This window comes from Vibrio methylphosphonaticus (assembly GCF_023634655.1).
GTDB lineage: Bacteria > Pseudomonadota > Gammaproteobacteria > Enterobacterales > Vibrionaceae > Vibrio > Vibrio methylphosphonaticus.
In genome coordinates, this window is sequence record NZ_JAMKMS010000013.1 from 56,625 (window position 1) to 80,707 (window position 24,083).

A 24,083-nucleotide genomic window follows, 5' to 3' on the forward strand; every position below is an offset into this window, starting at 1 on the left:
TCAGAGTTCCAACGCGTTAACTTGCTGAGCAAGTGAGCGAATATGACCGCCGACTTCTTCGCTAGGCGTATTGACTTCCACCAAAAGCGTCTTTGTACCGTTCGCTAAGTGACTGAGCAATATTGACTCAAGTTCCGCGTTCGATTGAGGCTGGCAATAGTCCAAACCAAACTGCGCCGCGGCATGCTGGAAAGTGAACCCGTGAGGCATTTGATAACAGGCCACTTTTTGTTCAAGAGGCACTGGCAGCAAATCAAAAATAGCGCCGCCATCGTTGTTCGTCACGACAATAACATGTGGTTTTGTCGCGCGGCTAAACAAAGCTAACGAGTTCAAATCATACAGCAGCGAGGTATCGCCTAGGTACATCACGATTGGTAAGTCTTCAGCGCGAGCAACGCCACTGGCCGTTGCCACTAAGCCATCTATTCCTGATGCGCCCCGATTACTATACGTGCGATGCCCGTTGATTGAGGACAGCATATCAACAAGCCGAACTATAAGACTATTGCCTAAGAATACCGGTATTCCTTTAGGCAACACTTGCATACTCTTTGCCACATCGAATTCGCTTATTGTCTCTGCAGGAACAGATAACGCTTTAGTCGCGATGGCAAACCGCTTCAGCTCATCTCCCCAATGGGCATGTTGAGAAGGCGTTGACAGCGCTAGCGCCTCCCTTAACCATTGCTCAATGTCCACCAGCAAGTGCGTCATTGGTATATGGTCAGGGTTAAGACGATCCAAGTGCTCGGTGAGCAAAACACAGCGGGTACCGCGGGTAACTTGTTCACTTAACCATTGGTTAAGTCTTTTAGATACAAACCTAGCACCAACTTGCAAAACAAAATCGGCGTGTGAAAGCTGATGATTTGCCTTTTGGTTTTGCAGCCAAAGATCATAGTGTTGCCAATCACCGCCCTGCCCCGATTGAGGATCAAAGACAATAGGCCACCCTAATGATTGAGCCAGCGTCGCAGCTTGATTGGCAATACTCAAGCTGGTATTCCCAACGAGAATAACCCCTTTTTGAGCACCAAGATTTAGCTGCTGAATGCTCTCAGCATAATCTCGAATGACAGGGCGTTCGTATCGTACATAAACATCGTCACTGTCTAACCACCCCCTGATTGACTCACGGTAGTCCTGAAACATTGATTGGTCTTCACCGCCGTACAAGGGCTCAGGATAAGGGCAGTTAATATGTATACTTCCGCCATTTTGTTGTTGCGAGACGAAAGCGGAGTCAATAGTGGTCAGTAGCCAGTTTAATGAAATCGTGGTATTTGGCGAAGGTAAGCCGACGTATTTCGTTACGTGATTAGAAAAAATGCCCGTTTGCACAATGGCTTGGTTTGCGCCGCACTCGACTAACTCGATCGGACGATCGGACGTGAGTAATATCAGCCGTTCTTTGGTCAGCATAGACTCCGCAACGGCAGGTAATAAATTGGCGACTGCAGTGCCAGACGTGACAATAACCGCGACAGCATTATTGGTTGCCTTTGCCAGTCCTAGCGCTAAAAACCCCAACCCGCGCTCATCAAAATGGCTATGCAAGGTAAAGCCACCGTGATCCACAGCTTCTAACGTTAACGGTGTAGATCGAGATCCAGGGGCGATGCAAAGGTGACGTACCCCTTGCCGATAAAGCGCCTCCAACATGACTTGAGTCCACACCCTATTTAATGCCGCTTGGTGCGCCATCATGATGCTACTCCAAACAACGGATGCTCGGTAATCAGGCTAAGTAGCGTCGACATTTTTTTATCCAGCTCTTGCCATTCGTGCTCAGCAACCGAACCAGGAACAATGCCTGCACCCGCGAACAGTTGTAATTGGTCTTCAACGAGCAACGCGCTGCGAATCGCGACGCAAAATTCAGCACTGTCGTGACTCAGATAACCAACGGAACCGGCATACCAGCCACGGGCAAAGGGCTCATTTTGTTCGATGTATTGCATGGCAGCCTGACGCGGCAAACCAGCAACGGCCGCCGTCGGCTGCAACGCCTGCAATAACTGCACACCATTTATTCCAGTGTTAAGCTGAGCATGAATATTACGTTTGAGGTGCTGAACCTTGCGCAAACGTACTAAGCGAAGTTCTTTTTCTATTGCGACACCACACGAGTGCGGCGCTAAGCTTTGTTGAATATCATCCACAACATACTGATTTTCTTTTATATTTTTGGCATCTTGAGTTAACCAGTTAGATAGCTGCATGTCATGGGAGGCGTTACCACCTCGACCAATGGTGCCGGCTAATGCTTCCGTTTCTAACTCGAGCCCACGGCGTCGATACAAACGCTCTGGGGTTGAGCCGACAAAACTATGTTTAGGAGACAACGCCATTAAAAAGTGAAAGCTGTGGTGATTATTCAAATAACTCGCTTTTAGCAGTTGGGCTGGTGAAATTGGCGTTTGTAGGTCAATTGACGTCTTACGAGCCAATACTACTTTCTTAAATTTTTCTTGTTGAATACCCTGTAATACATCATCAACTAAATCACCCCATTCAGCTTCGGTTGGGGTGTGCGTTATCGCCTCTACCGAAGTAGAGATAGGCGGTAAATCTTGATGAGAAACAATCAGACGTTGCAGGGCTCGTATCGACGTATCAATATTCGTCCCGATATTAACGGCTAAACGCCAACCGTTATCAAAACGAATCAATTCTATTTGTGGTAAAAAGAAAAAAGCTGGCATACAACGGCGGTTCTTTGCCGTATGGCCATCAAAAGAACGTCCGCCCCATACTCGCTGGTTTCGGTCTAAGATTGCGTATGCTGGCGCTGGTTCAGAAAACGTATGTAACTGACCCAGAGCGACGACTTCTTCACGGGTGTCTCGCGACTGCCAATAGAACTTGGGGTAATGAGGTTGCACATCTAACCAGTCAATACTTGATGACTTGGGTTTACCATCCAATGGTTGTTCAAGACGCTTCGTACCCGGAGGCACACTCTTCAACTTATCAAGAAGCTGGATAATAGCTTGTTTTAAATGAGACAAATCAACCTCAAAACGATTTCTTTAATTTAATCAGTGATACAGAGCTACTGTATTTATACCTACAAGATAGATCAAGCGCCAAGACCGTTATTTGCTAACCATGTGCTGTAGCACGCCACAACCAGATTCATATCAACACTTTATTTCCTACTTTTATTAGATTTTTATTCTATAAAAAAGCAATCTGGTGTAATTTGGTAAAGAAATTATCGGATTTTTAGGAACATAACAATGAAAAATATCGAGATGTCGTCAAAACTCGATAATGTCTGCTACGACATTCGAGGACCAGTACTCAAACATGCTAAGCGCATGGAGGAAGAAGGGCATAAAATCCTGAAACTGAATATAGGAAACCCCGCCCCTTTTGGTTTTGACGCCCCCGATGAAATCTTAGTCGATGTGATAAGAAATTTACCAACATCGCAAGGTTATTGTGATTCCAAAGGTATTTACTCCGCTCGTAAAGCTGTGGTGCAACACTATCAAAAGAAAGGCATTCACAGCCTAGACGTTGAAGACGTCTATATCGGCAATGGCGTATCTGAGCTTATTGTAATGGCGATGCAAGCTCTGTTAAACAACGGAGATGAAATGTTAGTTCCCGCTCCTGACTATCCTTTATGGACAGCAGCGGTTTCTCTGTCTGGCGGCACGCCCGTTCACTACCTCTGCGATGAGGAAGCTGATTGGTACCCAGACCTGGATGACATTAAGAAAAAGATTACACCGAAAACTCGTGGCATTGTTCTAATTAACCCGAACAACCCAACGGGTGCGGTGTACAATCGCGACTTTTTGCTCGAAGTGATCGAAATTGCTCGCCAGCATAAGTTGATTATTTTTGCTGACGAGATTTATGACAAAGTGCTGTATGACGGCGCGACACACATTCCTGTCGCAACACTTGCTGAAGATGTGCTGGTGCTCACCTTTAATGGTTTGTCTAAATCTTACCGTGTTTGTGGCTTTCGCGGCGGCTGGATGTTTTTAACTGGTCCAAAAGAGCATGCCGTTGGCTACATTGCCGGTTTGGAAATGCTCGCCTCCATGCGGCTTTGTGCCAATGTGCCTATGCAACATGCCATCCAAACAGCGCTTGGTGGATACCAGAGTATTAATGAACTCATTCTTCCTGGCGGTCGATTGCTTGAGCAACGAGATCGCGCGTATGATCTTATTACGCAAATCCCTGGCATATCTTGTGTGAAGCCGAAGGGCGCCATGTACCTATTTCCAAAAATTGATACGAAGATGTACAACATCAAAGATGATCAACGCATGGTACTTGACTTCCTCAAGCAAGAAAAAGTACTGCTCGTTCAAGGCACTGGCTTTAACTGGCCAAAACCCGATCACTTCCGCATCGTGACCTTACCGCATGTCGAAGATCTGGAACTAGCCATCGGAAGATTCGAAAAATTCCTAACAACCTATAGCCAGTAACTCTTTCATATTGTTATTAATAAGCCTATTCTTATTGAATACCGCACTGTGAGGTGCGGCATTTTTTTAGGGAGGTTGCCCAATGGAAAACAGTTGTATCAAAGAAAGCCACTTTTTTGCTCACTTAGCTCGGATGAAGCTCATACAACGCTGGCCTTTAATGCGTTCCGTATCCAACGAAAACATCTCAGAGCATAGTCTTCAAGTCGCATTTGTCGCGCATGCACTCGCGATAATAAAAAATAAAAAATTTGGCGGAAACACCAACCCAGAACGCATTGCGATCTTAGCGATGTATCACGATACCAGTGAAGTGTTAACAGGCGATCTCCCTACCCCAGTCAAATATTACAATCCTGAAATTGCCAAAGAATATAAAAAAATTGAAGCCGCAGCCGAGTTAAAACTTCTGTCCATGCTGCCTGAAGAGTTTCAAGAAAATTTTAAGCCTTTTCTTGTTTCCACTAGTGCTTACGAAGAAGATACCAAAATCGTCAAACAAGCCGATTCTCTTTGTGCTTACCTCAAATGTCTTGAAGAACTCAGTGCGGGCAATCACGAATTTGCGTTGGCAAAAAAACGACTCGACCAAACGCTTAAATCCATCGCAACCGAAGAAATGAATTACTTCTTGCATACCTTTGCTCCGAGTTTTGAGTTGTCGCTCGATGAAATCAGTTAGTCCGCCCCGACATCAGACTCAAGACAGCAGGTAAGCGAATAACAACATAATATCGCTGTGTGTTAAAAAGCGACACGATAAAGCGTAATGAGAGTGGTAACCCAATGCAGTTAGAACAACCGTTGATTTGGCAATCAAGGCACAGTGATGAGCACAAGCTACGCCGTAATGATCATAGGGACCCATATCAAAGAGATCGAGCCCGAGTCCTGCATTCTGCTGCTTTTCGTCGTTTACAAGCTAAAACACAGGTGCACGGTACCGGTGGCAACGATTTTCATCGAACTCGCCTGACGCACTCACTTGAAGCAGCACAAATTGGCTCTGGGATTGTTTCTCACTTGCGACAAAAACAGCCTGAGTATCTGGAAATCCTACCCAGTGACGCCTTAATTGAAACGCTTTGCCTAGCGCATGATATCGGTCACCCTCCCTATGGTCATGGAGGCGAAGTCGCATTGAACTATATGATGAGAGACTTTGGTGGCTTTGAAGGCAATGCCCAAACATTTCGTATCGTGTCGCAGCTCGAACCTTATACCGAACATCACGGAATGAATTTAACACGCCGAACCTTACTTGGTTTACTTAAGTACCCCGCCTATTTGAGCCAAACCTGTGCCAGAACTCAGCCTGAGCCAGTCGCACATCAACGTCAGCTTAAAGCCAAAGATTGGTCGCCGGCTAAAGGCATTTATGACCAAGATAACGCACAATTTGAATGGGTCACGCAGTCACTCAGCCAAAATGATCACTCGCAATTACAACAAATGCGCACACCTCAACTAGCCAGTGATCAGCACAACAAAACCAAATTCAAATCTCTCGACTGCTCAATTATGGAGCTAGCCGATGATATTGCTTATGGCGTTCACGATTTAGAAGATGCCATTGTACTTGAGCTAATCAGTAAAGAAGCATGGCGAACCAGTATTGAAGGCCAACTTTCTTTGCAAGCTAACTCATGGTTCAGCCAGCATTTTGATGCAATTACTGAGTTATTATTTTCCGGTAAGCATTATCAAAGGAAAGACGCCATCGGGGGCATCGTTAATGCATTGCTCACGAGCATTAGTATCGCACCACATGCTGATATTACCTTTGATTCGCCCCTACTTCAGTTCAATGCCTACTTGCAACCAGAAATGGCGCACGTACTCTCTATCCTAAAACAATTTGTTAGTGAGCATGTCATACAAGTACCACGGGTACAGATTTTTGAGTATAAAGGCCAACAAATTATTATGGATCTCTTTGAAGCGTTCAGCGCCGATCCTGCGCGCTTATTACCAGAGTCCACAAAAGAGATTTGGCTGAATACCGAAGGGGACGAGGCGAAAGGAATGCGGGTGATCGCCGATTATATTTCTGCGATGACCGATGGCTACGCTCAAAAAATGCACCAACAATTATTTGCAGCACATTCACATTGATCACGCCGTTCACTGATGTTGGTAGACTACTCGTAGTTTCGTTCGAAAACGCCCGGTGGCATCTGCGAAATATGAAACTCAATCATTTGGTTAAAAGCAAATATTAGCGGGGAAAAATCTCGCTCGGGTTCGAGTATAGACAGAATATGGTAGCCCGCTTCTACGGTTGACAACGCATTACTCGTTGGCGCTTTTCGAATACGATAGTCACCTTCAAGATCCGTCGGTAATTGCACCATTGGCAGGTTATGAAGATTCTTCGATAAGGTCCAAATCTTATAGGCCTTTTTCCATGTACCATCTAATAAAATAATACGAAATGGCCTTGTATCATGGGTTTGACTGAGCGGTTCAAGTGGTTGCGATTGTTCACCAAGAAATAACACACAAGTTCGAAAATTCTCGTCTGCCAATAATGCATTAAGTGCAGTATTATCTGAAAAGTTTTCACCAATGAATACTTGTGTCGAAGGTAAGGACAACTGCAGTATTTTAGCCGTACCAAGTGGGCGTTTTTCCTCACTAGGATGCTGTAAGATAACCAATTCAGACCCGCTGTTAATCGATGTAATCCATTGACAGATACAGGCACGCTTTGCCTTAAAACATTGAGGACAAAATTTCAACATGACCTTCTCTTTCGTCATCAGACTAGCTCTCATCTTACTACTTTGCGTGGTGTTACAAATACCCGAGCTCCAAAATTGGGCGATGTGGCATCGTGAGGCTATTTATAACGGTGAATGGTGGCGGATAGTAACAGGAAACTTCTCTCACACCAACCTTGCCCATCTAACAATGAATATGGCCGGTCTGGTCGTTATTTGTTATTTGTTTAAACCGACCGAGAAAGCGCTGTATGCCTTGCTAGCACTGTTATCGTTCTCTGTGGGAGTTGGGTTGCTAATGACAAACCTCGATGCCTATTTGGGGCTTTCTGGCGTCTTGCATGGCTTATTCGCCTACTGGGCATTAAGTGAGTGGCTATCAGGACGAAAAAGCAGTATGTGGTTAACGCTAGGCGTGATCATAAAGGTAGGGTGGGAAGCGGCATTTGGTGCTTCTGCTTCAACCAAAGAGTTGATTGCTGCTAATGTTGCAACCGAGGCCCACGCCATCGGCATGGGCGCTGGATTTACGTTTGCGCTCCTGTACTGGTTGTATCAAAAACGTCGTTTACAATAAGATTCTGCTGCGGTTTTTCTCAACAGTAACAGGGCCAACGCCCTTCACCTGCGTTAGGTCATCGATGGTTTTGAAGTCCCCATGCGCATCGCGATACTCAACAATACTCTTTGCTTTTTCAATCCCAATACCATTAAGTAACGCAGCAATTTCTTCTGGCGTTGCTTGATTCACGTTAACAGTAATTTCGATGCCTTCTAACTTATCCGCCTTGGCAGCGAAGCTCGTTGATAACGGACTCAATGCACACAATACAATAAGCCAAATTGATAGCAATACTTTCATTTCTGATCCCTCTCTTTAAGTGATTTTTCAAAATACACTCAGTATCCGGAATGACCAGCCAACAATGCTTAAAATAAAACAGGCCGCTTTCGCGACCCGTTTTTATTCTACTATCAATTGCATGATTGTCGTGATCTCACGAGGGTTTCTCATGAACTCAACGAGTTGCTCAGCAAGATTTACTCAGAAACAATGAAGTACTCAATTTCTGTGTTTTTACGCAGAATCGTCAGCACAGATGCTAAGTCCTGTTGAGTCGCAGCACGTTCCATTTGAGCGCTAATCTGCTCGTTATACATAGGATCAGCATTTGACGCGACTTTACTCAGCTCAACAACAACTACATTACCTTCCGCGTCTTTCGCTTGAGCAAATGTCGATGCCTCTTCTGCCGGCTTGGTCATAGCAAAAACGGTACCAGCGAGAGCTGAACTACGATCAATCGTTTCAAGCTCACTAAAGCTTAACTGATTCGCCTGCAAAGCGTCTGTCTTACCTTCTTTGAGTTCGTTAACGAGCTGAACACCAAGTTCCATCGCTGCTTGCTCACCTTTCACGCTTGCAAGCTGTGAGGTCACTTGTGCTTTCACTTCATCAAGAGGCAATACTGTTTCACCACGAATATCTTCGACACGAACAACCACAATATGTTCTGGTGCGACTTCCATCGCTTCAGAGTTCAAACCATCTTCCTTCACTTCAGGAGATTGAAGCGCTTGCACAACCGATTGGTTCTGTAGCACTTCTGGTAATTCTGAAACTGAGATAAAGTCTGTTGTTACTACTTTTTGCTGAATTGCAGCAGCGGCATCATCAAGTGAATCTGGGTATTCAAAGGCGATTTTTTCTAACTCATTTTGTAAGTTATAGAAATCATCAACCGCTAGTTGGTCAAGCAATTCAGTCGTAATCTCACCCTTAACTTCTGCTAGAGGCTTAGACTCTGATGCTTTAACTTCATCAAGTTTAATGATGTGGTAACCAAAATCAGATTTCACTAATGCCGTCACATCACCAACATTTTGTAGCCCAAATGCGGCCTCTTCAAATGCAGGGTCCATAACATCACGCTCGATCCAACCCAACGATCCGCCTTCTTCAGCACTGCCGATGTCTTCAGATTTCTCTTGCGCTAGCGTTGCAAAGTCAGCACCTGCATTCAATTCATCTAAAATAGCTTGTGCTTTGGCTTCGTCATCACCTTGAACCAAGATGTGACTCACTTTACGCTGCTCAGACGTTGAGTACTTATCTAAGTGCTCATCGTAGTACTGCTGGATTTGCTCATCTGAAATGTCAACGTTGTCTTTTAACGCTTGAGCAGAGAGCTCAACATAAGACACCTTTAACTGCTCAGGGCGAGTAAATTGCGCTGGGTTAGCAGCGTAGTACTGTTGAATTTCTTCTTCAGTAATTTGCGCTTGCTGTGCAAAGTCAGCTAGAGAAAGTGTCAACGTCTTAATGTCACGAGTTTGAGTCAGTAACTGGCTTTGTAATTCGATTTCACTAGGGAGCGTAAATTCACTGCCTTGCAGAGCAGAAAGAAGTTGGTTGCGTACTAAATCAGTACGTAGGTATTCAGCAAAGCTATCGGCACTAAAGCCAGCGCGTCTCAGCGTTGCTTGATAAATATCTTGGTCAAACTTTCCGTCACTTTGGAATTGAGGCATTTCTAAAATCATTTGACGAATCTGAGCGTCACCAATTCGAAGGCCTAAAGACTCTGCGTGTTGCTCAAGTAGCACATCGTTAATCATGCGATCAAGAACAGACTTGCGGAACGATTCCACATAATTTGGATCAGCCAAGAGCGTCGAGAAATAGTCGCCCATTTGAGATTGCATTCGATTACGCTCATTTTGGTAAGCTTGCTCGAATTCGCCACGACCGATCTCAACATTGCCAACTTTTGCTGCAGTGTTACCACTGCCACCCGCGATGTAGCTACCTACGCCAGCGAACACAAAAGACAGGATGATGAGTCCAAGGATAATCTTAACAGCGATACTGTTCACGCCTTCGCGCATTCGCTCCATCATAATTTTATTACTCTCCAGATAGGAAGGTTTATCTTCTACTGAATAGGATAATATCAGAAAAAGAAATGCGCATCAGTAAGATGCGCATATTTAAAAAAGGTTGGCTTTTTTAGCCTATCAAACCTAAAAAAGGTTCGATTTCTGTTCAGTTGATACTCATTTTGATTCCAACTGTAACAATTGATTAGTTACAAGCGTCTTTCAGCGCTTTACCTGCTTTAAATGCTGGTACTTTTGCTTCTGCGATTTGGATTTCATCACCCGTCTTAGGGTTACGGCCAGTACGCGCCGCACGAGTACGCACGCTGAAAGTACCAAAGCCAACTAGTGCAACCTGGTCACCATCTGCTAGCGTAGTGCTTACCGCTTCAATTACTGCATCTAGTGCACGTCCTGCTGAAGCTTTAGATAGGTCTGCGTTCTCTGCGATTTTTTCTACTAATTGAGTTTTGTTCACTGTGTTTCCCCTTAGTGTTACCGAGTTATTATTTTGAAAAAGGTAACGTTAGTTCCGTTCTAGTAATAAAAGACCCTAAGCCTTGTCTATCAAGGGTTCAGAGTTACATAGCTAAAGTTAGTGCGACAAAAAAACGCTGACAAGCTTTTTTTACTTATCAGCGTATTTCTTTTACCTAAATTTGGAGCACATCACTATTTTACAGGCTCAAACGCGACGCCAAGTGGTGCGCGCTCTAGCGCAACTTCTAGTACCTCATCAATCCATTGCACCGGAATCACTTTCAAATCGGCAATAACGTTGTCTGGAATCTCTTCTAGATCACGTTCATTATCCTTAGGAATCAGCACGGTTTTGATACCGCCTCGGTGCGCAGCAAGTAGTTTTTCTTTCAAACCACCAATAGGAAGGACTTCACCACGAAGGGTAATTTCACCCGTCATTGCAACTTCAGCTTTTACTGGGTTACCCGTTAAGCTAGACACTAAAGCCGTACACATTGCGATACCCGCACTTGGTCCATCTTTAGGTGTCGCCCCTTCAGGAACGTGTACATGAATATCACGCTTTTCATAAAAATCGGTATTGATACCCAATTTCTCTGCGCGTGCACGCACAACCGTCATTGCTGCCTGAATAGACTCTTGCATGACATCGCCCAGCGAACCCGTTTGGGTGAGTTTGCCTTTGCCTACCATTGACTCAGTTTCAATCGTAAGTAGATCACCACCAACTTCTGTCCATGCAAGACCGGTAACTTGACCAATACGATTACTTTCGTCGGCTTTACCAAAATCACATCGTTGTACACCAAGGAACTCTTTCAAGTTATCTTGATTAACAACGACTTTCTTTAGGTCTGTATTCAGTAAAATGTTCTTCACCGCTTTGCGACAGATCTTAGAAATCTCTCGCTCTAGGCTACGAACACCAGCTTCACGAGTGTAGTAACGAATAATGCCGATTATCGCCGAGTCTTCAATCTCAATTTCGTGTGGCTTCAAACCATTACGCTGTACTTGCTTATCCACTAAATGGCGACGAGCAATATTAAGCTTTTCATCTTCGGTGTAGCCAGATAGTCGAATCACTTCCATACGATCAAGCAATGGACCAGGAATATTCATTGAGTTTGACGTTGCCACAAACATCACATCTGACAGATCGTAATCTACTTCTAGGTAGTGATCGTTAAAGGCGTTGTTTTGCTCTGGATCGAGGACTTCAAGCAACGCTGATGAAGGGTCACCTCTCATGTCAGATGCCATCTTGTCGATTTCATCCAACAAGAATAATGGGTTTTTCACGCCCACTTTTGACATTTTCTGAATCAGCTTACCCGGCATTGAGCCAATGTACGTGCGTCTGTGACCGCGTATCTCAGCTTCATCTCTAACGCCACCTAACGCCATGCGTGTGTACTTACGGCCAGTCGCAGACGCGATAGAGCGCCCCAATGATGTTTTGCCGACACCCGGAGGACCGACTAGACAAAGGATCGGGCCTTTAAGTTTGTTGATACGGTTTTGTACCGCAAGATACTCAAGAATGCGCTCTTTGACCCGCTCCAAACCATAGTGATCTTCGTTAAGCGTTTCTTCCGCTTTCGCCAAGTTCTTTTTCACTTTAGAGCGTTTCGCCCAAGGTACACCGACCATCCAATCGATATAGCTTCGAACCACTGTCGCTTCAGCCGACATTGGCGACATCATTTTAAGCTTTTGCAGCTCTTGCTCTGTTTTTTCTTTCGCTTCCTGAGGCATTTTTGATTCTTCAATCTTTGCCTTCAGCGCTTCAAATTCATCTGGTGCATCATCTAGATCGCCGAGTTCTTTCTGAATCGCTTTCATTTGCTCATTCAGGTAATACTCACGCTGTGATTTTTCCATCTGCTTTTTAACACGGCCGCGAATACGCTTCTCAACTTGCAGTAAGTCTATTTCCGACTCCATCTGCCCCATTAAGAACTCTAAACGCTCTGATACGTCAAGTAACTCAAGTACTTGTTGCTTATCCACCAATTTCAGTGGCATATGCGCCGCAATGGTATCTGCGAGGCGTGCGGCTTCATCGATACCACTGAGCGACGTTAGCACTTCTGGTGGGATCTTTTTATTTAGCTTAATAAACCCTTCGAACTGATCAATAGCACTACGAACAATAACTTCTTCTTCGCGCTCTTCAAGCTCTGGAGTAATAAGAAATTCAGCGTCCGCCATGAAGAATTCTTCATCACGGTAATGATTGATTTTCGCTCTTTGCTGGCCTTCTACTAGAACTTTTACTGTTCCGTCTGGAAGTTTTAATAATTGAAGAATCGTGGCAACGGTGCCAGTAGTGAAAAGATCTTCAATTGTCGGTTCTTCAGTATCTGCTTCTTTTTGAGCGACGAGTAGGACTTGTTTGTCATTATCCATTGCCGCTTCCAAGCAACTAATGGACTTTTCGCGGCCAACAAACAAAGGAATTACCATGTGTGGGTATACCACAACGTCGCGCAGAGGCAATACCGGGATTTCGATACGCTCGGAACGTTCCAAGTTCATATTATTCTCTCTTCCGCTTAGTATTATTTTCTGTATATGGGGGCGTATTCGTTGGATTCAATAAAAGAATAAAAAAAAGGAGGTATCAAATACCTCCTTTTTTATTACTATCAAAAATTAGTCTGCACTTGCGACTTGATTATCATTATTGCTGTAAATAAGCAGTGGTTCTGATTCACCGTTTATGACACTTTCATCAATAACAACTTTACTCACATCTGTGGCAGATGGCAGTTCATACATTGTTTCTAAAAGGACACCTTCTAGAATTGAACGCAAGCCACGAGCACCGGTTTTACGCTCCATTGCTTTTTTCGCAATTGCACGTAAAGCGTCTTCACGGAATTCAAGCTCAGCACCTTCAAGGTCAAATAACGCGCCGTACTGTTTCGTTAGGGCATTCTTTGGTTCATTCAATATTTGAATCAACGCTTCTTCATCAAGTTCCGTCAATGTCGTTGTAACCGGTAGTCGACCTATGAATTCAGGAATAAGACCGTACTTCACCAAATCTTCAGGTTCTACCTGTTTGAACAACTCACCAGCAGTCTTAGTTTCATCTTTAGAGCGTACTTCAGCTCCAAAGCCAATACCTGCACCTGTTGCAACGCGCTGGTCAATGACTTTATCAAGACCGGCAAACGCACCACCACAAATAAACAGTATCTTCGATGTGTCTACTTGTAGAAATTCTTGTTGAGGATGCTTACGACCACCTTGTGGCGGAACGGAAGCGATGGTGCCTTCAACGAGTTTGAGTAGTGCTTGCTGAACACCCTCACCAGATACATCACGGGTGATTGATGGGTTTTCTGCTTTACGAGAGATTTTATCAATCTCATCGATATAAACGATGCCGCGCTCAGCTTTGGCTACGTCGTAATCACACTTTTGAAGAAGTTTTTGAATAATATTCTCAACATCTTCACCCACATAGCCCGCTTCGGTCAATGTGGTGGCATCAGCCATCGTAAATGGTACGTCTAGGAAACGAGCAAGCGTTTCAGCAAGTAGCGTTTTACCACTACCCGTTGGACCGATAAGCAAAATGTTACTCTTACCCAGTTCAACACCATCAGCTGTTGTATCACCATTGCGAAGACGCTTATAGTGATTGTATACCGCAACTGAAAGCACTTTTTTTGCGTAGTCTTGACCGATTACATAATCATCGAGGTGCGCGCGAATATCTTTTGGCGTTGGCAACGCTTCAGATTCTTTTTTCGGGAGCACATCTTTAATTTCTTCACGAATGATGTCGTTGCATAAATCAACGCATTCGTCGCAGACGTAAACAGAAGGGCCCGCAATTAGCTTGCGAACTTCGTGCTGACTTTTGCCACAGAAAGAGCAGTACAGCAGTTTACCACTACCACTCTCTTTGCTTTTATCTGTCATTCGCTAACCTCTTAGCCTGTACTTTCTATGATTTGAGTGTATATCAATTTAGACCAAAATGCGCCCGACAATTAATTATTCCAAGCGAACAATTTGGTCTATCTACAATCAAACCGTTATGGATTAACCTCGTTGGGTCAATACCTCATCAATAATGCCGTATTCCGCCGCTTGAGCAGCTGACATGAAATTATCGCGATCCGTATCTTTTTCAATCACTTCTAGTGGCTGACCTGAGTGCTCAGCAAGTAGCTTATTCAGTTTCTCTTTAATCGTCAGGATTTCTTGTGCGTGGATTTGAATGTCCGACGCTTGCCCTTGGAAACCACCAAGTGGCTGGTGAATCATAACGCGAGAGTTTGGCAGAGCAAAACGCTTGCCTGGTGCACCACCGGCCAATAGGAATGCACCCATTGAACAAGCTTGACCAGTACATAACGTACTTACATTCGGTTTAATGAACTGCATGGTGTCGTAAATTGACATACCCGCTGTCACACTACCACCTGGTGAATTGATGTATAGGAAGATGTCTTTGTCAGGATTTTCTGATTCTAAGAAAAGCAGTTGGGCAACCACAAGGTTTGCCATGTTGTCTTCCACTTGACCCGTCAAGAAAATGATTCGTTCTTTTAGTAATCGCGAGAAAATATCATAAGAGCGTTCACCACGGGAAGTTTGTTCAACAACCATAGGTACTAGCGCGTTCATAATTGGCGACATTGCATTTTTTTCTTGGTAACTCATATTCTTATGTCCCTAAAATAAATGGCCCGGATGATAAACATCATACGGACCATTGTTAGCAGAGAAGTCGACTCTAAGTCAACCTTCTATACAAGATATTGCTTATTGAGCTGGTTGCTGATTCATTAGCTCGTTGAAGCTAACTTCTTTATCAGAAACTTGAGCTTTAGCAAGAATCGCATCAATAGCTTGCTCTTCTAGAGCAACGTTGCGCATGTTGTTCATCATTTGCTCGTTTTGCTCGTAGTAAGCGATAACTTCTGTTGGATCTTCGTATGCCGTTGCCATTTCAGCGATAAGTGCGTTCACTTTCTCATCGCTTGCTTCTAGCTTCTCTGACTTGATCACTTCACCAAGAAGAAGACCAACCATTACGCGACGCTTAGCTTGCTCTTCGAACAATTCACGTGGAAGTTGCTCAGCGGCTTCTGGGTTGCCACCGAAACGCTGTGCTGCTTGCTGACGTAGGCCAACAATTTCTTGGTCGATAAGTGCAGAAGGAACGTCCATTTCGTTCTCTTTTACTAGACCGTCAAGCGCTTGCTCTTTGATGCGGTTTTTGATCGCTTGCTTAAGCTCACGTTCCATGTTCTTGCGAACTTCAGCTTTAAGTGCTTCAACACCGCCTTCAGCTACACCGAACTTAGATACGAACTCGTCAGTTAGCTCAGGAAGCTCACGCGCTTCAACTTTGCTTACTTTGATTGCGAATTTCGCTGCTTTACCTTTTAGGTTTTCAGCGTGGTAATCTTCTGGGAAGTTTACGTCGATTTCAAATTCCATGCCGGCAGTCTTGCCTTTAACACCGTCTTCAAAACCAGGGATCATGCGACCAGCACCCATCTCTAGTGGGAAGTTCTCAGCTTTACCGCCTTCGAATTCTTCGCCATCGATAGAACCAACGAAATCGATAGTTACGCGCTTACCGTCTTCTGCTGCTTCTTCAACTTCTGCCCACGTAGCTTGTTGCTTACGTAGTGTGTCGATCATTTCTTCAACGTCAGAGTCGTTAACTTCAGTTGCTGGCTTTTCAACAACGATGTTTTCTAGACCTGCTAGTTCAACTTCTGGGTAAACTTCAAACGTTGCAGCAAAAACAAGGTCTTTACCCGCTTCGTTTTCAACTGGAGCGAATGTAGGTGCGCCCGCTGGGTTGATTTTTTCAGAAACGATTGCTTCGATGAAGTGGCGTTGCATTACTTCGCCCATTACGTCTTGACGTACTGCTTGGCCGTACATTTGCGCAACCATTTTCATTGGCACTTTGCCTTTACGGAAGCCATCAAAACGACGGTTTTTCGCGATGTTGCGTAGTTCAGCTGTCACTGCATCTTCGATGTTTGCAGCAGGAACAGTAATGTTTAGACGGCGCTCTAGGCCCTCTAGAGTTTCAACAGTAACTTGCATTCTATAAACCTCAGTTTGGCTCAACTTTAGCTGAGCATATGAGCATCCATATCAAGTAAGCGATATAATTATCAGCTCAAACAATACTTCAGCTTCATCCTTGTTAGTGCACTAATGCACCTTCTAAATGGGTATCGATAATCATCAAACATGTTTCATGACTACCGGACTAATAAGTGACGTCTTCTTTTTGAAGTAGTACTTCGAAGGCATCTCCAATTAGTCTCAGGACAAAATTTCAGACGCGACATTCTAGCGATCTCAATCTATGGTGTCGAGTCGAACTCCAATCAATCGTTGGTTTTGTCACTAATTACTCAACGAAACGAACAAACCGGCGAGTTTGTTCTCGGTTCCAACCAGAAATGGGGACAATATTGCCATTTTCAAGATAATAAACGTTTTTTTTTGTTAAACCTTTAAAAACGCGAACTAAGTCCCCTTTCCTAGCTTGCAACCTCTCAGTTCGTATAACTTTTTCGCCACATATTCATCAAATTCGTTAACCTATGCACAAGCGATATGACGGAGGTGCTATGCGATTAAAACAGATATTATTCGGCCTATCCGTCCTATTTATTATCCTTTCGGCTTTGGGCGGAAAATGGTATTGGCAACACAACTTCGCTTTGCTTAAAGACCAGCATGAAAGTTGGCTCAATCGATTTGTTGAAAATATCGATAGCAAACTCGACAAGTACCGCCATATTCCACAACTCTTGTCGCAAGATAAAGAGTTAGTTGATGCCCTACTCACCCCAAACAACAGTGCTCAGCTTGAAGTCACTAACCGTTATTTATCGCAAGTCAATCATGTTGTGCAAGCCTCTGACACCTATCTCATCGATAAGTTTGGTAATACTATTGCTTCGAGCAACTGGCGCCTCAAGCACTCCTTTATTGGTAAAAACTTCGCATTTCGGCCTTACTTTCAACAAGCAATACGAGGCCAACAAAGTACCTACTTTGCCTTGGGTTCAACCTCGGGACAGCGTGGCTACTATTATTCTTTCCCAGTGACCTATGCTGCTGAGCATATTGGCGTTGTCGTGGTTAAGATGGATCTGTCCACCATAGAACGAAACTGGCAAAGTGATACCAGTATCTATGTGGCCACCGATAATAATCATGTGGTTTTTATGTCTAGCCAAACAAATTGGCTGTTCCACAGCTTAGCGCCTTTGTCTGCGGGAACGTTGAACAATATTAAGCGCTCAAGGCAGTATCTCTCCACGTCTATTCCCGATCTTGGGTTTAAGGGGGTATTGACCGCAGACTCAAGTATTATCACCAAGCCAAACCACAATCTGTTCACTCAAAGTTACTTAATGAGCCAACGTGACTCGGGCGTCCCCAATCTCACCTTAAGAGTGCTCACGCCACTTTCTACGCTTTACATCGATATTTTGGCATTTGTGTTCATTCTTTTTCTTCTGTTTGTCACCGCCTATTTAATTATGGTGGTGATTGCGACACGCCAGTCTAAGCATCGACAAATCGAACGCCTTCAAGCAGAAGCCAAGCAAAAGTTGGAATTTCTAGTGATGGAAAGAACCGCAGAATTACATGTCGAGATTGATGAAAGGGTCAAGACCGAAAAAGCCCTGCGGAAAACACAAGATGAGCTGATACAAGCGGCAAAGCTGGCGGTACTCGGGCAAATGTCAGCCAGTATTAGCCATGAGCTGAATAATCCACTGGCGGCGATTAGAAGCTTTGCTGAGAATGGTCAGCGGTTTATCGAAAAACAAAAAATAGACCGTGCGGAAGATAACTTAGCCAGAATTGTGGCATTAACAGAACGCATGGCAAAGATAAGCCAACAACTTAAATCCTTTGCCAAACGCAGTGACGCTGATGAGTTGTGTGACGTCAGCCTGACACCCATTATTTTTTCCACGCTTGAGTTGATTCAGCCACAATTAAAAACCAGCCAAGTTGTCCTCAATTACACCGCCAACGAAGAAGAAATTCCGGTGCGGGTCAATCCGATTCAAGTTGAGCAGGTACTGATCAATTTAATCACCAATGCCATTCAGGCAATGACAACACAAGAAACAAAGCAGCTGGAAATTTCCATTCAACGTTATTCCGCTAATGTTGACATTCATATCGATGATTCAGGCCCAGGGTTAGACGATCAGGTCCTTAGTGAGTTATTTGAGCCCTTCTATACCACTAAGGATAATGGGCTCGGGTTAGGACTTTCTATCTCCCAACAGATCATCCAAAACCTCAACGGGACAATATCAGTGACCCGCTCTCCTCTCGGTGGCGCACGCTTTACCGTATCGCTTCCCACCCGGCACGACACGACAAAGAAGGAATAGCCCATGAGCCATGTGTTTTTTATCGACGATGAGACCGATATCCGCATCGCTTTACAGCAAAGCTTTGAACTGGCCGATATCAATGCGCAGTGCTTTTCTTCAGTCGAAGATGCGCTGATCGCTCTGCAACAGCAAACCGCTCCACTGGCGATAATTTCCGATATTCGTCTGCCAGGCTTGTCTGGCATGGATTTGCTCAGAACGATTACTCATCAACATCACGCAATTCCGGTTATTTTAATCACCGGACATGGCGACATTTCTATGGCAGTGCAAGCTATCCAAGAAGGCGCCTATGATTTTATTGAAAAGCCATTCTCTGCCGATCGACTTATTGAGACCACATTGCGTGCCATTGAAAAACAGCAGTTAACGCTAGAAAATGAACGGTTAAAGCAGTCACTAAAAGTCAGCCAAACACTAGGTCCAAGGATTATCGGCGACACGAATATCATTCAAGAGCTAAGGCAGACTATTACTGCAGTGGCTGACACCAGCGCGGACATTTTGTTATTTGGTGAAACCGGCACCGGCAAAGAGTTGGTCGCTCGCTCTTTGCATGAGCAAAGCGCGCGACGCGATGCCAATTTTGTCGCCGTCAATTGTGGCGCTGTCCCCGAAAACCTCATCGAAAGTGAACTCTACGGTCATGAGAAAGGCGCATTTACAGGGGCAGACTCTGCTCGGGTAGGAAAATTTGAACACGCGCAAGGAGGCACGCTGTTTCTTGATGAAATCGAGTCAATGCCAATACAAGCGCAAATCCGTCTCCTCAGGGTATTACAAGAGAGAGTGATAGAGCGTGTCGGCTCCAACAATTTAGTCCCTCTCGACATTCGAGTCATTGCTGCCACTAAGGTGGACCTCAAAAAAGCCGCGGCTCAAGGAACCTTCCGAGAGGATCTCTATTATCGGCTGAATGTCGTCACGCTGCAGCTTCCTCCACTGAGACAACGCAAAGAAGACATACCCGCACTATTTCATCATTTTTTGTTAGTTGCCGCCGCTCGTTATGGCAAAGCCTCCAACGCACTTCCCGCGACGGAACTACAAACGTTAATGAGCCAAGATTGGCCAGGAAATGTGAGAGAGTTGCGAAACTGCGCGGAACGATTTGTCTTGTTAGGAAAGCTGAGTAATTTAGCTGAACCGAATCAAGAGAATGTTGATGCGCCGCTCACCACCCAAGTCGCCGATTTTGAAAAAGCGCTGATTGAACAAGCGCTAGCAAGCTGTGATGGCAGAATAAACGACACTATGAACGTACTACAAACGGCTCGAAAAACGCTGTACGACAAAATGCAAAAGTATGGGCTGGATAAAAACGACTACAAAAATGAATAAGCTGCTATTCGGCATCAATAGCGCTCTATATTCACCCTACCAACGAGCAAAAAAATAGTGACCTAAATAAGCTCGAAATCCATTTATCGACTTCTATACTGAAAATAACAGCAACAAGTAATTAACAAAAGAGAGGTCGCGTATGGGTGAAAAAACCACGGTTCCCGCCATTACCGAGACCATCGAGATTGATGGCGTCTATTATGTTGAGCAACGAGAATACACTGAACGGCGGACTCAGCGTAGCCAACGAGTATTTTATGAACGTCGCTCACAACCAGATCCACGTACCGCGCATATAAAACATATTGACGAGGAAGTGTAATACTCTTCGTCATAAGTTATATGCCTTCATCCACTTGGCGACTGTGCACTGGCCAGTGATAGGTGATAGGTGATAGGTGATAGGTGATAGGTGATAGATTAGACTATTGTGCGCACTGGCCTAGTGTACACATTAGCTTAGCGTACACATTAGCTTAGCGTACACATTAGCTTAGTGTACACATTAGCTTAGCGTACACATTAGCCTATCAAACATTGACCTTTTATACGTTGGCCTATTAGCGCGTCACCTTATCTGTACTTGACCCTTTATTTAGTAATGATTTCAGGGCCCATAAGTAGCGTTGGCAACCACGTTGACACCCAAGGGACATAGGTCACGATAATCAAGAACAAGAACATCACTCCGACCCAAGGCAGCGCGGCTTTCACCACGTTCATCATCGACATTTTCGCCACACCAGCCGTAACAAATAAGTTTAACCCCACTGGCGGTGTGATCATCCCTATTTCCATATTCACCACCATCATGATCCCTAAATGAATGGGGTCAATACCAAGCGCAATTGCGATTGGAAACACCAATGGTGCGACAATAATCAATAGCCCTGAAGGCTCCATAAATTGCCCACCAAGCAATAACAAGATGTTGACGACAATAAGGAATGTGATAGGTCCAAGCCCTGCTGACAACATCGATTCTGTTATCATTTGGGGAATACGCTCTTCTGTTAACACGTGTTTCAATATCAACGCATTGGCAATAATGAATAGCAGCATTATTGTCAGCTTGCCCGCTTCATAGAGCGTGTGTTTGGTATCTTTATGTACAAAGGTCTGCACAACTTTCACGATAACCGGCTTACGATTTTCTTTGTCAGCAAACGGTCCCATGTCTTTATAAATAAAGTTGGCAATCAGAAATGAATACACAGCGGCTACAGCAGCGGCTTCGGTTGGTGTGAAAATACCGCCATAAATACCCCCTAAGATGATCACCACCAACAACAAACCCCAGCTTGCATCTTTCGCAGCATCAAAAGCTTCTTTCCAGCCGACAAAAGGTTGTTTAGGCAATCCTTTTACTCTTGCAGCAATGTAAATGGCAATCATCAACATTAAACCTGCAAGTAGTCCCGGAATCACCCCACCCAAAAACATTCGTCCTACGGATACATCTGTCGCTGCGGCATAAACCACCATCACAATCGAAGGTGGAATCAGTATTCCTAATGTGCCTGCATTACAAATAACGCCAGCAGCAAATTCTTTGGTGTAGCCATTTTTAATCATCCCGGCAATCACGATACTACCAATCGCAACCACGGTCGCGGGAGACGACCCGGATAGAGCGGCAAACATCATACACGCAACCACCGACGCCATAGCCAGACCACCACGAAATGACCCGACCATTGCAATAGCGAAACGAATAATGCGTTTCGCCACGCCACCCGTAGACATAAAGCTTGATGCTAAGATAAAGAACGGGATCGCCAGTAGCGTATAGTGACCGGCAAAAGCATTAAATAGAGTTTGAGCCACGGAGGCTAAAGACGCATCGGAATGCATTAACAAAAACAAAATGCTCGATAAGCCCAGTGAGATGGCAATTGGCACCCCCACCAGCATGAAGGCTATAACCATTAAAAATAGAAATAAAATCGCCATAGGTTACTGCCCCTTATCCTTGGTATTGTCTAGCGTGTCAGCCTTGTCAAAGGCATTGCCATTCGCCATTTCAGCCTTCAGCGCTTCCAAATCTTCTTCCGCTTCATGACCTGCAATCATGCGATCCATTTTTCCTGTTAGTACTTGATAAGCAACATGCAAGAAACGATAGGTCAGCATTGCCATTCCGATTGGCAGCGCCATATACGGGATGAATCGAGGCAGTTTTTCGTAGCGTTCGCCCTCGTTAAGCCAGTCAGCTAGAAACTGAAACATTTCAGGCATAGGAATATCATCGGTTTCATACCACGCTCGCTCGGTGACAAACGGATACCAGTAATTCCAAGAACCGATCAACAATAATATCGAAAACGCTAAACAGCTCAGTACCGCGATAATCGCACATGTCTTACGCCACTTAACGGACACCATATTGATGATGACGTCCACGCCAATATGAAAATGTTTTTTAACCCCATACGATGCGCCAACCAGTACCATCCACGCGAACATAAAGACGGTTAATTCAAGCGCCCAAAGAATATTATCGTTAAACACATAACGAGAAATAACATTGGCAAACGTCAGCAGCGTCATCGCACCAAGAAAAAAGGCAATCAGCACTTCTTCAAATGCATCGGTCAGCTTACCGATTTTTGCGGTTATTGATTGTTCCATGTGAACCATCACTTTTTATAAATAGGAGAAGGGAGCTAGACCCTGCGTGGACAAGACCTAGCTTAGTTTTGATGGTATTACTGTTGATTCGATGCCAGTGCAGCATCTATCAGCTCTGAGCCGATATCTTTCTCAAACTTCGCCCATACTGGTTGCAGAGCTTCCACCCACAACTGGCGCTGTTCTGGTGTTAACGTTCGAACTTCCCCACCCGCTTCAATGATGTTGTTTTTGTTCGCTAAATTAACCTGACTGGACTCCGCATTACGTGTCTCGGTCACTTCTTGGATGATCGTACCTAACTGATCACGAACGTCATCAGGTAGACCTTTCCAAAAATCATTCGACGTCACAACAAGGTAATCCAAAATTCCGTGGTTAGTCTCAGTCACACCGTCTTGGACTTCAAAAAACTTTTTGCCGTAGATGTTGGACCATGTGTTCTCTTGCCCATCAATAACTTTGGTTTGTAAGCCGCCGTACACTTCTTTAAACGACATTTTTTGCGGGTTCGCTCCAAGCTGTTCAAACTGTGCCACTAATACATCGGATGCCTGAACGCGGAATTTTAACCCTTTGGCATCTTCTGGCACTAATAACGGTTTGTTTGCTGACATTTGCTTCATACCGTTATGCCAAAAAGCCAGACCTTGCAGACCTCGACGCTTCATTGCATTTTTTAATTTGTCACCCGATTCTGAGTTCTGGAATCGGTCTACAGCGTTCACGTCTTCAAATAGAAAAGGGAGATCAAAAATGCGGTATTTCTTCGTGAACTTCTCAAACTTGGACAATGATGGCGCCGCCAGTTGCACATCGCCATTTAGCATCGCTTCAAGCACTTTATTGTCATCATAAAGCGTCGAGTTAGGGAAAACCTGCATACACGCCTTGCCGTTCATCTCGGTATTCACACGCTCTTCAAGTAAAGATGCTGCTATGCCTTTTGGGTGTTTGTCGGTATTCGTTACGTGACTAAACTTAATAACAATTTCACCCGGATCGCAATTAGCCGCCGCATTGAAACTCGCAACAGACAGGATGGAAACCGTAAGTAGGGATAGAGGCTTTAACATTCTTATTCTCCTTGGATTGAAGCAGTCCCTTCAATGGGTACTGATACTTCTATAGAGCAA

20 protein-coding genes are annotated in these 24,083 nt (G+C 44.6%); 7 read left to right on the plus strand and 13 right to left on the minus strand.

The window, feature by feature from the left end:
* Together menD and M9196_RS15500 are read right to left on the minus strand one after the other, a co-directional pair.
* Window positions 1–1,710: a 2-succinyl-5-enolpyruvyl-6-hydroxy-3-cyclohexene-1-carboxylic-acid synthase gene (menD, locus tag M9196_RS15495; RefSeq protein ID WP_250618438.1), complete on the minus strand. Its 1,710-nt coding sequence runs from the start codon at window positions 1,708–1,710 to the stop codon at window positions 1–3.
* Window positions 1,707–3,014 (minus strand): isochorismate synthase, encoded by a 1,308-nt coding sequence (locus M9196_RS15500; RefSeq protein WP_250618439.1) that lies wholly within the window; start codon window positions 3,012–3,014, stop codon window positions 1,707–1,709. Before M9196_RS15500 ends, menD begins: the two co-directional genes overlap by 4 nt.
* Before the next feature lie 231 nt (window positions 3,015–3,245).
* On the opposite strand from M9196_RS15500, the gene M9196_RS15505 reads away from it, so the two are divergent.
* The 3 genes from M9196_RS15505 (at window position 3,246) to M9196_RS15515 (ending at window position 6,575) form a co-directional block, all read left to right on the plus strand.
* On the plus strand, window positions 3,246–4,460 hold the full coding sequence (locus M9196_RS15505; RefSeq protein ID WP_250618440.1) for a pyridoxal phosphate-dependent aminotransferase: 1,215 nt from the start codon (window positions 3,246–3,248) through the stop codon (window positions 4,458–4,460).
* 97 nt (window positions 4,461–4,557) lie between these two features.
* Window positions 4,558–5,142 carry a 5'-deoxynucleotidase gene (gene yfbR, locus M9196_RS15510; RefSeq protein WP_250618512.1) on the plus strand — a complete coding sequence of 195 codons (585 nt, stop codon included), beginning with the start codon at window positions 4,558–4,560 and terminating at the stop codon, window positions 5,140–5,142.
* 104 nt (window positions 5,143–5,246) lie between these two features.
* The gene (locus tag M9196_RS15515) at window positions 5,247–6,575 is read left to right on the plus strand and encodes an anti-phage deoxyguanosine triphosphatase (RefSeq protein ID WP_250618441.1); all 1,329 of its coding nucleotides are present in this window, start codon (window positions 5,247–5,249) and stop codon (window positions 6,573–6,575) included.
* A 26-nt stretch (window positions 6,576–6,601) separates the two neighbouring features.
* Here the strand turns inward: M9196_RS15515 and M9196_RS15520 are convergent, their stop codons facing one another.
* Window positions 6,602–7,204: a tRNA-uridine aminocarboxypropyltransferase gene (locus tag M9196_RS15520; RefSeq protein WP_250618442.1), complete on the minus strand. Its 603-nt coding sequence runs from the start codon at window positions 7,202–7,204 to the stop codon at window positions 6,602–6,604.
* Between M9196_RS15520 and rrtA the strand changes: the two genes are divergently transcribed.
* On the plus strand, window positions 7,203–7,760 hold the full coding sequence (gene rrtA / locus M9196_RS15525; protein ID WP_250618443.1) for a rhombosortase: 558 nt from the start codon (window positions 7,203–7,205) through the stop codon (window positions 7,758–7,760). The genes M9196_RS15520 and rrtA overlap by 2 nt on opposite strands.
* Here rrtA and M9196_RS15530 read toward each other — a convergent pair.
* The 7 genes from M9196_RS15530 to tig form a co-directional block, all read right to left on the minus strand.
* Complete coding sequence (locus tag M9196_RS15530) at window positions 7,752–8,045, minus strand: ComEA family DNA-binding protein (protein WP_250618444.1); 294 nt, start codon at window positions 8,043–8,045, stop codon at window positions 7,752–7,754. The two genes, rrtA and M9196_RS15530, sit on opposite strands and share 9 nt — an antisense overlap.
* A 179-nt stretch (window positions 8,046–8,224) precedes the next feature.
* Entirely contained in the window at window positions 8,225–10,084 is a 1,860-nt protein-coding gene (ppiD, locus tag M9196_RS15535) for a peptidylprolyl isomerase (protein ID WP_250618445.1), read from the minus strand.
* A 184-nt stretch (window positions 10,085–10,268) separates the two neighbouring features.
* Complete coding sequence (locus M9196_RS15540; protein ID WP_250618446.1) at window positions 10,269–10,541, minus strand: HU family DNA-binding protein; 273 nt, start codon at window positions 10,539–10,541, stop codon at window positions 10,269–10,271.
* A 194-nt stretch (window positions 10,542–10,735) separates the two neighbouring features.
* A complete protein-coding gene (lon, locus tag M9196_RS15545) occupies window positions 10,736–13,087 on the minus strand; it encodes an endopeptidase La (RefSeq protein ID WP_250618447.1) in 2,352 nt (783 codons plus the stop codon).
* Between the two features lie 117 nt (window positions 13,088–13,204).
* Entirely contained in the window at window positions 13,205–14,485 is a 1,281-nt protein-coding gene (gene clpX / locus M9196_RS15550; RefSeq protein WP_250618448.1) for an ATP-dependent protease ATP-binding subunit ClpX, read from the minus strand.
* A gap of 123 nt (window positions 14,486–14,608) precedes the next feature.
* Window positions 14,609–15,232: an ATP-dependent Clp endopeptidase proteolytic subunit ClpP gene (clpP, locus tag M9196_RS15555; RefSeq protein ID WP_250618449.1), complete on the minus strand. Its 624-nt coding sequence runs from the start codon at window positions 15,230–15,232 to the stop codon at window positions 14,609–14,611.
* A 102-nt stretch (window positions 15,233–15,334) separates the two neighbouring features.
* Window positions 15,335–16,639 carry a trigger factor gene (gene tig, locus M9196_RS15560; RefSeq protein WP_250618450.1) on the minus strand — a complete coding sequence of 435 codons (1,305 nt, stop codon included), beginning with the start codon at window positions 16,637–16,639 and terminating at the stop codon, window positions 15,335–15,337.
* Between the two features lie 536 nt (window positions 16,640–17,175).
* On the opposite strand from tig, the gene M9196_RS15565 reads away from it, so the two are divergent.
* From M9196_RS15565 to M9196_RS15575, 3 genes are all read left to right on the plus strand, one after another.
* Complete coding sequence (locus M9196_RS15565) at window positions 17,176–18,969, plus strand: sensor histidine kinase (protein WP_250618451.1); 1,794 nt, start codon at window positions 17,176–17,178, stop codon at window positions 18,967–18,969.
* Between the two features lie 3 nt (window positions 18,970–18,972).
* Window positions 18,973–20,313, plus strand: coding sequence for a sigma-54-dependent transcriptional regulator (locus M9196_RS15570; RefSeq protein ID WP_250618452.1), 1,341 nt, complete (start codon window positions 18,973–18,975; stop codon window positions 20,311–20,313).
* 142 nt (window positions 20,314–20,455) lie between these two features.
* Entirely contained in the window at window positions 20,456–20,638 is a 183-nt protein-coding gene (locus M9196_RS15575; RefSeq protein ID WP_250618453.1) for a hypothetical protein, read from the plus strand.
* A gap of 269 nt (window positions 20,639–20,907) precedes the next feature.
* On the opposite strand, the gene M9196_RS15580 is transcribed toward M9196_RS15575, so the two are convergent.
* From M9196_RS15580 to M9196_RS15590, 3 genes are all read right to left on the minus strand, one after another.
* Window positions 20,908–22,269: a TRAP transporter large permease gene (locus M9196_RS15580; RefSeq protein WP_250618454.1), complete on the minus strand. Its 1,362-nt coding sequence runs from the start codon at window positions 22,267–22,269 to the stop codon at window positions 20,908–20,910.
* Between the two features lie 3 nt (window positions 22,270–22,272).
* Window positions 22,273–22,947, minus strand: coding sequence for a TRAP transporter small permease (locus M9196_RS15585; protein ID WP_250618455.1), 675 nt, complete (start codon window positions 22,945–22,947; stop codon window positions 22,273–22,275).
* A 77-nt stretch (window positions 22,948–23,024) separates the two neighbouring features.
* On the minus strand, window positions 23,025–24,023 hold the full coding sequence (locus tag M9196_RS15590) for a TRAP transporter substrate-binding protein (RefSeq protein WP_250618456.1): 999 nt from the start codon (window positions 24,021–24,023) through the stop codon (window positions 23,025–23,027).
* Window positions 24,024–24,083 lie beyond the last annotated feature (60 nt).

Excerpts from the sequence above, each read along its gene's own strand:
- menD (WP_250618438.1), bottom strand. The coding sequence starts at position 1,710 with ATGATGGCGCACCAAGCGGCATTAAATAGGGTGTGGACTCAAGTCATG.
- M9196_RS15505 (WP_250618440.1), top strand. The coding sequence starts at position 3,246 with ATGAAAAATATCGAGATGTCGTCAAAACTCGATAATGTCTGCTACGAC.
- M9196_RS15515 (WP_250618441.1), top strand. The coding sequence starts at position 5,247 with ATGCAGTTAGAACAACCGTTGATTTGGCAATCAAGGCACAGTGATGAG.
- rrtA (WP_250618443.1), top strand. The coding sequence starts at position 7,203 with ATGACCTTCTCTTTCGTCATCAGACTAGCTCTCATCTTACTACTTTGC.
- M9196_RS15520 (WP_250618442.1), bottom strand. The coding sequence starts at position 7,204 with ATGTTGAAATTTTGTCCTCAATGTTTTAAGGCAAAGCGTGCCTGTATC.
- M9196_RS15530 (WP_250618444.1), bottom strand. The coding sequence starts at position 8,045 with ATGAAAGTATTGCTATCAATTTGGCTTATTGTATTGTGTGCATTGAGT.
- ppiD (WP_250618445.1), bottom strand. The coding sequence starts at position 10,084 with ATGATGGAGCGAATGCGCGAAGGCGTGAACAGTATCGCTGTTAAGATT.
- lon (WP_250618447.1), bottom strand. The coding sequence starts at position 13,087 with ATGAACTTGGAACGTTCCGAGCGTATCGAAATCCCGGTATTGCCTCTG.
- clpX (WP_250618448.1), bottom strand. The coding sequence starts at position 14,485 with ATGACAGATAAAAGCAAAGAGAGTGGTAGTGGTAAACTGCTGTACTGC.
- clpP (WP_250618449.1), bottom strand. The coding sequence starts at position 15,232 with ATGAGTTACCAAGAAAAAAATGCAATGTCGCCAATTATGAACGCGCTA.
- tig (WP_250618450.1), bottom strand. The coding sequence starts at position 16,639 with ATGCAAGTTACTGTTGAAACTCTAGAGGGCCTAGAGCGCCGTCTAAAC.
- M9196_RS15565 (WP_250618451.1), top strand. The coding sequence starts at position 17,176 with ATGCGATTAAAACAGATATTATTCGGCCTATCCGTCCTATTTATTATC.
- M9196_RS15570 (WP_250618452.1), top strand. The coding sequence starts at position 18,973 with ATGAGCCATGTGTTTTTTATCGACGATGAGACCGATATCCGCATCGCT.
- M9196_RS15575 (WP_250618453.1), top strand. The coding sequence starts at position 20,456 with ATGGGTGAAAAAACCACGGTTCCCGCCATTACCGAGACCATCGAGATT.
- M9196_RS15580 (WP_250618454.1), bottom strand. The coding sequence starts at position 22,269 with ATGGCGATTTTATTTCTATTTTTAATGGTTATAGCCTTCATGCTGGTG.
- M9196_RS15585 (WP_250618455.1), bottom strand. The coding sequence starts at position 22,947 with ATGGAACAATCAATAACCGCAAAAATCGGTAAGCTGACCGATGCATTT.
- M9196_RS15590 (WP_250618456.1), bottom strand. The coding sequence starts at position 24,023 with ATGTTAAAGCCTCTATCCCTACTTACGGTTTCCATCCTGTCTGTTGCG.